Consider the following 12,585-nt stretch of genomic DNA (forward strand, 5'->3'; position numbering starts at 1 on the left):
TGTTGGACCGCGTGTGCCCCAACGTCGAAAGGTCAGCATGAGCCGTCTTCTGTCACCCGTCACCCTGCCGAGCATGGAAGGTGGCGGCCTGCCGTTGCGCAACGCCACGTTCCTCGCACCGATGTGCCAGTACTCGGTGACGCGCCGGGACGGTCTTCCCACGTCCTGGCAGCTCGTGCACCTGGGTGCGCGCGCGAGCGGCGGGTTCGGGCTGGTCTGGACGGAGGCGACAGCGATCGTCCCCGAGGGCCGCATCTCGCCGGAGGACACGGGAATCTGGAGCGACGAGCACACGGAGGCGTGGCGCCCCATCGTCGACTTCCTGCATGAGCAGGGCGCTGCTGCCGGCATCCAGCTCGGCCATGCCGGCGGCAAGGCATCCGCCTACCCGGCTCTGCCGGAGACGGCACGAGGCACCGTTCCCGCGGACGAGGGCGGTTGGAGTGCGCAGGCCCCGTCGAGCACCGATGTCTTCGGGCTCGCGGTCCCTGCCGAACTCACCGTCGCGCAGATCGCAGATCTCGTGACCGACTGGGGCAGGGCGGCCCGCCGCGCCGACGACGCGGGCTTCGACGCGCTGCAGATCCACGCGGCTCACGGCTACCTGCTGCACGAGTTCCTCTCGCCGCTCTCGAACGAGCGGAGCGACGAGTACGGCGGCTCGTTCGAGAACCGCACTCGCTTCGTCCTCGAGGTCGTCGCCGAGGTGCGGCGCAACTGGCCAGCCGAGAAGCCCCTCGCGATTCGCTTCTCCGGCGAGGACTGGGTGGAAGGCGGCTGGACGATCGCCGAGACCGTCGAGCTCGCCAAGCTCGTGCACGAGCTGGGCGTCACCGTGTTCGACCTCTCCAGCGGCGGCATCGGCGCCTTCACCGGCCCGGTCGGCCCCGGCTACCAGGTGTCGCTCGCCCGGGCGGTCCGCGAGGCGCTCCCCGCGGAGACCGCATTTGTGACGGCTGTCGGCCAGATCACGGAAGCGCGCCACGCCGAGGCGATCCTGGTGGGCGGCGATGCCGACGGGATCACGATCGGCCGAGCCGCGCTCGCCAACCCGAACTGGCCGGTGCACGCCGCTGTGCAGCTGGGAGACGGCCAGGTCGGCCTCGTCGCACCCCAGTACTGGCGCGCGACCATGGGCTAGCGCCCCGGTAGCTCCCCGGTAGCTGGCATGTAGAGCTAGCTGCGGGGCTCGCGCGCCCCCTCGGCCCTGGCCGTCGTCGAGTCGTCGAGAAGCCGGGTGAGCGTGTCTTTGAGCGCCTCGAGTTCGGGGAGGGTCCACCCGAGCTCCGCGACGACCTTGACCGGCACCTCCTCGGCCTTGGCCCGCAGCTCGAGGCCCGGGGGAGTGAGACGAATCTCGACGGCTCTCTCGTCGTCTGGTCGCCGACTGCGGGTGACCAGGCCAGAGGTCTCGAGTCGTTTCACGAGCGGGCTGAGCGTGGCAGGCTCCAGATGCAGGGCCCTCGCCAGCTGACCGAGTGTCTGCCCGTCGTTCTCCCAGAGCCCGAGCATCACCAGGTACTGCGGATGCGTGAGACCGAGCGGCTCGAGGATGGGTCGGTAGAGCGAGATGACGCTCCGGCTGGCCGCGGCCAGGGCGAAGCAGAGCTGCTTGTCGAGCGCGAGGAGATCCACGGGTCCAGACTAGTCGCGCACACAGACCACGAATAGTTAGTACACTAACGATCATGGCCAGCGACAGACTCCCGAACCCCTACAAGGGTCAGCCCGGATGGTGGAATCGGCTCAACCAGCTGCTGTTCCCGTTCATGGGGCCAGCACAGGTGGGCACCGGGGGAGTCGCGCGAACGGATCCCGTCCGAGCACCCGCGTCCTGCCGGGACTGCGGACACCCGTACTCCGATCACGAGATCAGGCGAGGCATCGGCGCCAATCAGCCGAGCAGCATCCTCTGCCCGAGCGACGAGCGACGAGAGCCTGGCTCGACGCGGACCTCCGCCTAGTCACTCCGGGCAGGCGCAGATCGCGCCGAAGGCACCTCGGACGTCGGCGGAGAGCGCTTCGGGGTCGGAGGTGCCACCCGCGGCCGCCGTGAAGAGCAGCCCGACGAACGCGAAGTACAGCGCCCCCGCTCGCGCGGCGGCGTCTTCCTCGGCGGTGCACCCGCGCTCGGTGATCACGGTGCGGAACCTCTCGGTGAGGCCGGTCGCCAGATCCGAGAAGAGCCCCGCTTCACGCCCGCCCGAGATGAGGATGGACGCGTAGGCGCGCGCAAGCTCGTCGTGGCGCGTGAACAGCGCGACGAGCGGTGCCGTGAGACCCACGAGCCTGTCCGGGCAATTGCCCCCAGCGTCCGTCCCGGCGATATCGGCGAACGCGGGGCGCTGAGTTCCTGCGGGGCGAGCCTGATCGACGACAGCAGACCGCTCGGCAACTTCCGCCTCGACGAGGAGGTCGAAGACCCGCACCAGCAGCGCGCTCTTGTCGCCCACGGACATGACCGTGCCGACGCTCACGCCCGCCGCCTGCGCGATTCCGCGGATGCTCGTACCAGCGAACCCCTCCTCGACGAAAAGGTGCGCCGCGGCGTCGACCACGCGGGAGTGCGTGAGCCGCTTGACCTCTGCGCGTGAGTTCGACATGTCCGAAAGGCTACCTCGAACAAGTTCAGTGAACGCGTTCACACACGCCGACGCACCGGCTGGAGAGAATACTGCTGACGCGACATGGCGACTCTGGGGACGGGACTACCGGAGAATGCGGTCGACGAACTCGTCTATGGCGGCATCGACGGACAATCCAGTATCGATCGGTGCGGTGAGGTGGTCGAGCATCAATCCGTCGATGGCGTAGTGGAACAGGGCGATCTCCGTCTGCCCTCCTGGCAGGCCAGAGTCTTCGTTGAACGCGACATCCTCCCGGAAGGCTCCCTGCCGCCACGCTCCGAGCGCCTTGGCCACAGCAGGACGTCGTCCGGCTTCTAGCCGCAGCTCGAAGAGGGCGAGCGACACATGTGGGTCAATGCCGAGGCGCCTGACGACGTCACGCAGGTAGTCGGCGAAGAGCTCCCGGTCGGGTGGCCGAGCGGTACGCGAAGAAACAGCCTCGGGCTCGGGTGTCAGCCTCTCTCCGATGCGGTCGACGAGCGCGGAGATGAGATCGTCCCGGGTCGGGAAGTAGTTCGAGGCTGTACCGCGGGGAGTGCCTGCGGCGGCGTCCACGGCGCGGTGGGTGAGACCACGGGCGCCTTCTTCGGCCAGCACGCGAATCCCGGCGTCGGCAAGTGCTGTGCGTCGTTCTTCGTTGCGGGCCATGCCGCCCATGGTAGCTAGACCACAACTCCTGTTGTACTTTAACTACGACACTTGTCGTGATTGGAGATGCTATGAGGAACCTCGTCTACTACGTCGCCGTCAGCATCGACGGGTACATTGCTGATCCAACCGGCGGGTTCGATGCGTTCCTCGTCGATGGCGACCACGCATCCGTGGTGTTCGGTGAGTATGCGGACGCGCTGCCCGCGCACGTGCAGGCCGCACTGGGAATCGAACCGCCCAAGACGCGATTCGACACGGTGATCATGGGGTGGAACACGCTGGCCCCCGCGCTCGATATCGGAATCGACAGTCCCTACCCCCATCTGCGTCAGATCGTTGCGAGCCGCCGGGCACACGACCTCGACCCGGAGATCACCGTCACTCACGATCCGCTCGCCACGATCCGCGGCCTGAAACGGGAAGACGGTTTGGACGTCTGGCTCTGCGGTGGTGGGGAGCTCGCCGGCGCACTCCTGCCGGAGATCGACCGCCTCGTCTTGAAGCGCAGTCCCGTCATCTTCGGCTCCGGCATCCCCATCTTCGGGAGTGCCCCCTACGAGCCGCGTGCGTTCACCTTGACCGGAACCCGCTCCTTCGAGTCGGGTGTCGTGGTCGAGGAATACGTCTCCAGCGGCAGAGCGTGAGCATCGTGATCGCGCGGACGTCGCCCCCACCGCTGTGTCAACGACGTCCTGGCGTCAGACCCCCAGCGCGACCGGGCCAAGTCTCCCGAGTCCCTGTCGACGACCTCACGCAGCCGGCAACGACTCCAGCATGTGCTCCCAGGCGCGATGCACATCGGCCGAGACCAGCCCGAGCTGCGTCACCACGGCGACGCAGCGGGCGCGCTGATCGTAGAGCTCCAGCGTCGACGTGCGCCCCCGCGGCCCGCAGGCCGCCACGAGCAGACACGAGCGCACCGCGCCGAGATCGACCTCGATGACGCCATCGCCAAGCGAGACGACCAGGAGCGCGCCGACGCGTTCCACGAGGTGCACCAGCCCCGCGCCCAGCTGCAGCACCGCACTCGACGGAACACCCACGCAGACCGGCAACCCGACCGAACTCAGGTGCTCGAACACCGCGGGGAGCAGCGAGGGATCCACGAGGCGGCTGTTGCCGACGCCACCGACACCCCAGCCAGAGCGAGCAGCGTTCCCGCGCACCAGCGCGGCGTGTCGATCGGACCCACCCGCATCGAGGATCGCATCCAGCTGCGCGAGCTGATCGCCGTCACGCCAGTCCACCTCAGCCTCCCTGGGCAGCTGCAGGTTGCGCAGCTGCGCGTCGCTCGGTGGCCGAGAACGTCCGAGGCTCGCGAGCAGCCCGGCGTCCTGGGCCGAGTGGACAAGCACCCGATGCACGAGGCGCCCGTCGCTCGAATAGACATACAGACTGGGGAGCGCGCCCTGCACGCCCTCCTCGTGGGCGACCACCGCGACGCCGAGCGACGCCGGACGAACCCGCAACGTGATCCAGGCGGACGGCGCGCGCAGCGCCCGACCACACGCCGTCGGCAGGTCGTAGCTGCCGAACTGGTGGATCGTGCACGCGCCATTGCTGGTGGTCGCCGTCGCCGTGCCGAACCCGACAAGACCGTAGGCGAGGGCCTCCGGCGACAGCTTCACCTTGCGGAGCATTGTGTGCGGCGACGACAGCAGCCGATCGAGCGTCCCAGCGTTGAGCGCGCTCACCTGCCGGGAGTGGGCCGCGCCGACTGCGCCATCCCGCCCGAGACCTCGGAGCCCACCGCCGCGACGCCGCGCGCACGGGCAGTTCCCGCTCGCCCCGCAGACCTCATCTCGGCCCGCGGTGTCCTCCGGCAGCATGGCTCAGTACACGTCCCTCACGTAGCGCTTCTGGCGCTTCAACGCGGCAACGTACTCTGCCGCGCCTTCAGCCGTCACTCCTCGCTCCTGCGCGACCACCGCGTGGAGGGCGTCGTCGACGTCTCTCGCCATGCGCGATGCGTCACCGCAGACGTAGAAGTGCCCACCCTCCTCGAGCCAGGCGTAGAGCTCGGCGCTGTGCTCGAGCATCCGCGTCTGCACATAGATTTTCTCCGCCTGGTCGCGCGAGAACGCCAGGTCGAGGCGGTCGAGGACACCGCGCTCGGTGAGCCCCGCGAGTTCCTCCTCGTAGATGAAGTCGCTGTCGCGGTGCTGGTCGCCGAAGAGCAGCCAGTTGCGTCCGGATGCGCCGCGCGCCTCACGCTCGTGCAGGAAGCCGCGGAACGGGGCGATCCCCGTGCCTGGGCCGACCATGATCATGGGGGCGTCGTCATCCTCAGGCACGCGGAACGCCGCGTTCGGCTGCAGGAACAGGTGCACGGGGTCGAGGTCGCCGACACGGTCCGCGAGGAACGTTGAGCACACGCCGCCGTACCGGCGGGCCTCGGTTCCGTACCGCACCGAGGCGACGGTGAGGTGGATGCGGTCCGGGCTGGCGAGCGGGCTCGACGAGATCGAGTAGGCGCGGTGCTGCATGGGCCGCAGCAGCGACGCGAACTCATCTGCGGTGAAGCTCACTCCCTGCGCAGCCCGGAGCACGTCGAGCGTGTCCCGGCCCCACAGCCAGCTGTCCAGCTGAGCCTTGTCGCCGCGCTGCACGAGCTCCGCGACGGCTCCGCTCGGCTCCCGAGCGGAGAGCTCCGCGAGCAGGTCCTTCGAGGGGGCCGTGATGTCGAGCTCTCGCTCGAACGCCGTGCGCAGCATCGAGCCGCTCTCGAGCGCTTCGTCACCGGAGAAGCCGAGGTGGCCGAGCAGCTCGTCGACGAGACCGGGCTCGTTGACCGGCACGACCGCGAGGGCGTCGCCCGCCGCGTACGTGATGCCGCTGTCGCCGAGATCGAACTCGTAGTGGCGGATCTCCTTCGAGCTTCGTGGCCCGGAGAGGATGCGGTTGACGGCGAGGCGCGACGGGTACGGCGTCTTTTTGTTCCACGGCGAGCGCACTCGGGCCGGCGCGGCGGCAGCGGCTGGCGCTGGAGCGGCGGTGTTCGGCTGGAGGGCCGCGAAGTGCTCGACCACCTCCGCGATCCACTCGGCGGCCGCATCCTCGTAGTCGACGTCGCAGTCCACGCGCGGCACGACACGCGTCGCCCCGAGCTGCTCGAGGCGCGTGTCGATGAGCTTCCCGGCCTGGCAGTAGTCGTCGTAGCTGCTGTCTCCGAGCGCGAGGACCGCGAACTTCGTCGACTCGAGGCGCGGAGCACCGTCAGCGTTCAGCTCTTCCCAGAAGAGCTCGGCGTTGTCCGGCATCTCACCCTCGCCGTAGGTGGACGTGACGACGACGATGTTGCGTTCGCCGTTCAACGCCTCGGGGGAGACCGAGTCGAGCGGGGCGAGCGTCGCCGCGAGGCCTGCAGCTCGGGCCGCAGCCGCGAGGTCCTCAGCCACGAACTCGCAGTTCCCGGTCTGCGTGCCGATGAGGATCTCGAGCGTCAGCGTCGCGGCCTGAACCTCCTTGTCGGCGGTGGGGATCGCGGCGAGTCCCGCCATGAACCCGGAGAGCCATGCCTGCTGCTCCCTGGTGAAGGGGGCGTCGACGGGGATGAACGGCGCGCTCATGCGAGGCCACCCGCCGTCGCGGCCGTCGGCTGCTGACGCTTCTCGGTGACGACGAGCTCGCGGGCGATGTCGACCATCGCCGCGGTCGCGAGGATCTCGTCCGTGCCCACCGACTGGAGGAGCCGGCGGTTCTTCACGTTCTGGTGCATGATCCACCCCGTCGTTCCTGGCGCGTCGATGCTGCGCACGTTGCGCAGGCGGAGGGCGTCCTTGTAGTCCTCGAGGCGCTTCGCGGCGATGAGAGCAGCGAGCTCGGCGTCCTCGAACCGGTCGAGTTCACCGCGCAGGTACTTGTTGACGCGCTGCATGACGAAGAAGTCCTCGGTGAGGATGAGCTTCCGGACCGCGTCGACCACCCTGGGGTCGTCTGGTCCGCTGGCGTCTGGCACTCGGGTGAGCGCGATGTCCTGCGAGATGTTGAGCACCGCGTAGGAGGCGAGCAGGGCGAACCTGTCGTCACGGTCGGACTCCGAGCCGCCGGGGGTGCGCCCGCCGATCACCGGGTGACCGCCACGGTAGGCCTCCTTGAAGAGGCGGATGCGCTGGGTTGCGATGGAGGTGGAGAGCTCGTCCAGCAGCTCCTTGCGTCCCTTCGCGGCGAGGATCTTGTCGGCGTCCTGGTAGAGCAGGAGCGCCCGCGGCATACCGCAGAAGAACCTGCTGCGCTCGGACTCCCAGTCGCGGAGGATCTGCGCCGCGAGGGGCGAACCGGTCGCGTCGAGGTGCCACTGCAGGAGGAGCTTGACCGCGGCCTCGTGGAAGTCGCCGTGGCTGGTGTCGGTGATGGGGAACACGAGCAGGGAGTCGGCGCTCACGTTCTCGCGCGTCGAGCCGTCGGCGTCGTACTGGTAGACGAACCCGCCGCTCATGCCGTTGCCGAGGCCCTTGCCCGCGCTGCCGAGATTGAGGACGGCCCCGTTGGTCATGTACTCGCAGCCGAAGTCGCCGATGCCCTCGACGACCGCTGTTGCGCCGGAGTTGCGCACCGCGAAGCGGTCGCCCGCCTCGCCCTGCACGAACGTGCGTCCGCCCGTCGCACCGAAGAGCGCGAAGTTGCCGATGAGCACGTTCTCGCCGGGCTCCGAGCCGCCGCCGCCGGGGGAGAGCACGACGATGGTTCCGCCGCCCTGGCTCTTGCCGACGCCGTCGTTCGCGGTTCCCGTGTGCACGAGGCGCATGCCGTCGTTGCTGAAGGCGCCGTAGGACTGTCCGGCGGATCCCTGCGTCGTGACGATGATGCTGCCGTCCACGAGCGAGCGCCTGCCTCGCTCGTCCTCGACGACTGCGGGGAGCCCTGCGACCGTCTCGGCATCGAGCTCGTAGTTGAGCATCCGCTCGATGTCGATCGACAGCTGACCGCCGACCGACTTGAAGCGGTTGCCCATCTCGACGCCTTCGATGAGGATCGACGGCTCTGCTCGGTCGACGAGGGCGGCCCGGATCTGCTCGACGAGGGAGTCGTCGATGCTGTAGTCCTTCTCGAGGTAGATGGGGTTGGCGACGATCTTCTCGGGAACCTTCGCGAGCATGTCGCGAACGTCGAGGTCGCCGACGCTCGCGGGGTGCGCGAGGAGCTGCAGCAGGTCGCCGCGCCCTCGTGCCTCCCCGAGCGAGCGCAGCCCCAGCGAGGCGAGGATCTCCCGCACCTCGTGCGAGATGTTGAGGAGGTACTGGGCGAGGGCGCGCGGGTCGCCGTCGAACACCTCGGGGTTGGTCGTGAGTCCGGCGGGGCACTTGATGTTGCAGTTCTTCGCCATGACGCAGCCGAGCATCATGAGCGCTGTCGTGCCGAATTCGAAGCTGTCCCCGCCGAGGAGCGCGGAGGTCACGACGTCGCTTGCCATCTGGTGGGCACCGGAGCAGCGCAGGACGACCTTCTGCCTGAGTCCGTTCGCGAGGAGCGCCTGGTGGACTTCAGCGACGCCGATCTCCGCCGAGCGTCCCGCGTACTTGAGGCTCGTGACGGCGGCCGCCCCCGTACCTCCCGTGTTGCCGGCGACGTTGATCACGTCGGCGCCCGCCTTGGCGACGCCGACGGCGATCGTGCCGATGCCCTCCGACGAGACGAGCTTCACGACGACCCGCACCCGGGCTGCCTTGCAGTCGTGGATGAGCTGCGCGAGGTCCTCGATGGAGTAGGTGTCGTGGTGCGGCGGCGGCGAGACGAGCTCGACGCCTGGCGTCCCGCCGCGGGCCGCGGCGATGTCGACCGTGACCTTCGGCGCCGGCAGCTGGCCGCCTTCGCCGGGCTTCGCGCCCTGCCCGATCTTGATCTCGAGCTCCTGCAGCATCGGGTCGGCGAGGTAGCCGGCCCAGATGCCGAAGCGGCCGGACGCGAACTGCTTGATGCGCGAGCCCCGGATCGTGTTGTAGCGGGTGATGTGCTCGCCGCCCTCGCCGCAGTTCGACATGCCGCCGACCATGTTCGTGCCGTGCGCGACGGACTCGTGGGCGGTCGCGACGAGCGCACCGTGGCTCATGGCGCCGGATGCGAGGGTGCGAGCGATCTCGTGCGCGGGCTGCACCTCGTCGAGCGAGATGCTGTCCGGCGCCGTCCTGAGCAGGCTCAGGATGCTCGGTGCGCCCGGGGCGACGCGCACCTGGAGCTTCGAATCCGTCGCGGTCGTCTCGGTGATGGCGTTGCCGTCGAGGGCCGTGAGGACCTGCGCGAGCGCGTCGTAGCGGGTCGCTTCGCCGCCGAGGGGGCCGGTGAGCTTCAGCTCGTAGGTGGAGTTCTCCGTGTGCTCGATCTCGAGGCCGCGGACGCGGACGTCGCTGTTGCCCTCGAGCGAGAAGCGGCTGAGCTCCCGCGCGAACTCGGAGGGCGTCGAGGCGAGGCGGACGTCTGCGGGCAGCGAGAGCACGTCGCGGAGCGCCGAGGGGCGCCGCGTGCGCTCCTGGATGGTGTTCGTGACGAAGTCCCGGTAGCCGGGGGTGATCTCGAACGCGTCGATCTGCGCCGGCGTGAGCGCGCCGTATCCGCTGTAGGTGTACGCCTTGTCGTCGAGCCCGAACGCGTCGCCGAGCTGGCCGAGGGTGAGGAGTCGCAGCGAGTCGTGCCCTGGGTGCGGTTCGTCGCTCGCGGCGGGCGCTTCCGGCGCCTTCGTGGTCTCGAGGATGCGCGGCTCCTCGGTCATGTCGATGAACCCGCGCACCGCGGTGGTGCCGAACGAGTGGCCGGCGCCTTCCTGGCGCTCCTTGAAGAGGCCGAGGAGGGGGATCTGCTTCTCGTCGGCGACCGCGACGGCCCGCTCGTGCCACTCGGCGACCGCGAGGGCGATGCGCTCGAAGCGCACGCCACCGACTGGGGCGGCGAGGTGGGGGAAGTAGTCGGCGAGGACCGGGTCCTTCGTGTCGAGGTAGTTGGGCTCGAAGAACTCGCCGCCGATGTAGCTCTCGACGGTGCACAGGCCGACACGGCCCATGGTCTTCATGAGCGACTTCTCGGCGGCCTTCGCGAAGCGGGCCACGGCGAGGTCCGTGTCCGTGATCGTGTCGATCGAGGCGGCGCCGCTCGGGTAGCGCTCCTCGGCGCGCAGGCGCACGCAGAGCGGGTAGACCGCGGCGGCGCCGAAGCCGAGCGCGGCGGCGATGTGGTGCGAGGAGGGCAGCTGGCCGCTCTCCGCGATGATCGACACCCGCAGGCGCAGGCCCTCGCGGATGAGCCGCTGGTTGACGGCCGCGATGACCAGGATGAGGGGGATCGCGGCCAGCTCGCGCGACACGTTGCGGTCGGTGAGCACGGCGATGCCGCCCTGGGCGCGCGCGAACGTGGTCACGGCGTCGCACACGCGCTCGACGGCGTCGCGCAGCGAGGCGGCGTTGGCGGGGGCGTCGCCCTGCACGGGCGTGTAGAGGATCTCGAAGCGCTCGAGCGGCGCGAGGCGCTGCTCGCGGAGCGCGACCATGTTGAGGTGGCTGAGGATGGGCGAGGGCACGACGATCTGCCGCGTCTGGTTGCCGCCGTCGGGCTTGGCGCCGAGTGCGACGCGCAGCGTCATGCCGTCGGCCTCCCGGATGCTGTCGAGCGGCGGGTTCGTGACCTGCGCGAAGCGCTGCGAGAAGTACTTCGCGAGACCGCCCTCCTGGTCGGAGAGCGCGTTGATGGCGTTGCCGTAGCCCATGGCGGAGATGCGCTCGGTGCCGTTGGCGAGCATCGGGTCCATCATGAACTTGAAGCTCTCCTGGTTCAGCGAGTACGCGACGTACCTGCCGGCGGGGGAGAGGTCCCCGTCGTAGCCGAGCGTGTTGCTTCCCCGGTCGATCTCGGGCAGCTCGATGTCCTCGATGTTGACGCGCGCGGCTTCGAGGTCCGCGCTGTAGTCGCGCCGGAGCGCGAGCTGCTCGAGCGCCTCCCACGTGCGGAAGCTGCGCCCCTGCGTGTGGTCGAAGTAGAGCATCCCGCCCGCTTCGATGCGCCCGCGGCGCACGATGCTGCCCGGTGCGAACTGGATCTGCCCGGCCTCGGAGCTCACCACGAGGTACTCGTCGGTCTCGACGGTGCGCAACGGGCGCAGCCCGAGGCGGTCGAGCCGCGCGCCGATGATGTCGCCGTTGCTGAAGACGAGTGCTGCCGGTCCGTCGTTCTTCTCCTCGTAGAGGGAGAAGAACTCGAGCATGTCCCGGACCTCCGGGGTGAGCGTGCGGTCGTTCTCCCACGCCGGCGGCATGGTCGAGACGACGGCCTCGACGAGCTCGAGCCCGTCGTCGAAGACGCGGCTCTGCAGGGTCTGGTCGAAGCGGCTGCTGTCCGACTGCCCAGGTGGATGCACGATGACGCGTCCCCGCGCGGTCGCGAGCGCGTTCTCGGAGAGGCGGTTCTTGCGGTCGGTGTTGAGCTCACCGTTGTGCGCGAGCATGCGGAACGGCTGCGCCATGCTCGGGTGCGGCTCCGTGTTGGTCGAGAAGCGCGTGTGGAAGAAGAGCGTGCGAACCGACTGGCGCTCGTCGAGCAGGTCGGTGAAGTACGGGATGACCTCGTTCGAGTTGAGGCGGCCCTTGAGCGTCTGCGTGCGGGCGCTCAGCGACAGGGGGTAGAGGCCCTGGAGCGCGGCGTTGGAGTAGGCGATGCCCTCGATGTCGAGGAGCGCGGCGTTGGCCGCGGCGTCCATCTCGGCGCGGCTCCAGCCCTCGGCCGCGACGAAGATCCACTGGACGATCGGCAGCTGGTAGTGCGCCGCGGCGGGGCGCGCGACGGTGGCGTCGACGGGCACGTCGCGGACGAGGATCGGCTCGATGCCGTGCGCGCGCAGCGTGCTGGAGATGAGCTCATGCGCCACGTCGAGCTGCTCGACGTCGCTCGGCATGAAGAAGTTGCCCACGCCGAAGAGGCCCGACTCGAGCTCGCGCCCGACGAGCGAGCTGAAGAACTCGACCGACAGGTCGACGTTGATGCCGGCGCCGTCGCCGACGCCTTCGGCGGACATGCCTCCGCGGTGGGGAATCGCGCAGAGCGCCTCGTTTCCGAGCCGGATCACATCATGGTGCTGCACGCCGTCCTTGCGCGTGATGAAGCCGACGCCGCAGTCGCTCTTCTCGAGCTCGGGACGGTACAGACCAACGGTTTTTTGCGACACGAAGATGCCTCCAAGGGACAGCAGCGAGGGGAAAGGCGACGCGAACACTGCAACATTGGAGGTTTCGTCTGCGGGAGTCGTCACTTGGTGCGGTGCGGGGTTCCCAGCGGCATAGCGGTATACGTACGGTAAGGGTTGCCTAAAGCTGGCGCAAGGCCACGC

At 69.1% G+C, this 12,585-nt stretch carries 9 protein-coding genes; 3 read left to right on the forward strand and 6 right to left on the reverse strand.

Annotated features, from left to right (window positions below; translation table 11 throughout):
- The first annotated feature begins 37 nt into the window (after positions 1-37).
- Complete coding sequence (locus tag C5E05_RS02890; protein WP_104341056.1) at positions 38-1,141, forward strand: NADH:flavin oxidoreductase/NADH oxidase; 1,104 nt, start codon at positions 38-40, stop codon at positions 1,139-1,141.
- Positions 1,142-1,176: 35 nt separating this feature from the next.
- Here C5E05_RS02890 and C5E05_RS02895 read toward each other — a convergent pair whose 3' ends face one another.
- Positions 1,177-1,635, reverse strand: a complete 459-nt coding sequence (locus tag C5E05_RS02895) for a MarR family winged helix-turn-helix transcriptional regulator (protein ID WP_104241249.1) — start codon at positions 1,633-1,635, stop codon at positions 1,177-1,179.
- 53 nt (positions 1,636-1,688) lie between these two features.
- On the opposite strand from C5E05_RS02895, the gene C5E05_RS02900 reads away from it, so the two are divergent.
- Positions 1,689-1,964: a hypothetical protein gene (locus C5E05_RS02900; RefSeq protein ID WP_104341057.1), complete on the forward strand. Its 276-nt coding sequence runs from the start codon at positions 1,689-1,691 to the stop codon at positions 1,962-1,964.
- Here the strand turns inward: C5E05_RS02900 and C5E05_RS02905 are convergent, their stop codons facing one another.
- Both C5E05_RS02905 and C5E05_RS02910 read right to left on the reverse strand, forming a co-directional pair.
- Complete coding sequence (locus C5E05_RS02905; RefSeq protein WP_104341058.1) at positions 1,965-2,603, reverse strand: TetR/AcrR family transcriptional regulator; 639 nt, start codon at positions 2,601-2,603, stop codon at positions 1,965-1,967.
- Between the two features lie 105 nt (positions 2,604-2,708).
- Positions 2,709-3,275 (reverse strand): TetR/AcrR family transcriptional regulator, encoded by a 567-nt coding sequence (locus tag C5E05_RS02910; RefSeq protein ID WP_104341199.1) that lies wholly within the window; start codon positions 3,273-3,275, stop codon positions 2,709-2,711.
- Positions 3,276-3,346: 71 nt separating this feature from the next.
- Between C5E05_RS02910 and C5E05_RS02915 the strand changes: the two genes are divergently transcribed.
- Positions 3,347-3,922, forward strand: a complete 576-nt coding sequence (locus C5E05_RS02915) for a dihydrofolate reductase family protein (protein ID WP_104341059.1) — start codon at positions 3,347-3,349, stop codon at positions 3,920-3,922.
- 105 nt (positions 3,923-4,027) lie between these two features.
- On the opposite strand, the gene C5E05_RS02920 is transcribed toward C5E05_RS02915, so the two are convergent.
- The 3 genes from C5E05_RS02920 to C5E05_RS02930 form a co-directional block, all read right to left on the reverse strand.
- Positions 4,028-4,972 (reverse strand): hypothetical protein, encoded by a 945-nt coding sequence (locus C5E05_RS02920; RefSeq protein ID WP_104341060.1) that lies wholly within the window; start codon positions 4,970-4,972, stop codon positions 4,028-4,030.
- Positions 4,973-5,110: 138 nt separating this feature from the next.
- On the reverse strand, positions 5,111-6,847 hold the full coding sequence (locus C5E05_RS02925) for a sulfite reductase flavoprotein subunit alpha (RefSeq protein WP_104341061.1): 1,737 nt from the start codon (positions 6,845-6,847) through the stop codon (positions 5,111-5,113).
- The gene (locus C5E05_RS02930; RefSeq protein WP_258064743.1) at positions 6,844-12,423 is read right to left on the reverse strand and encodes a glutamate synthase-related protein; all 5,580 of its coding nucleotides are present in this window, start codon (positions 12,421-12,423) and stop codon (positions 6,844-6,846) included. The genes C5E05_RS02925 and C5E05_RS02930 overlap by 4 nt, the downstream gene beginning before the upstream one ends.
- Positions 12,424-12,585: the final 162 nt, after the last annotated feature.

This window comes from Pseudoclavibacter sp. AY1H1 (assembly GCF_002931055.1).
Taxonomy (GTDB): domain Bacteria; phylum Actinomycetota; class Actinomycetes; order Actinomycetales; family Microbacteriaceae; genus Pseudoclavibacter.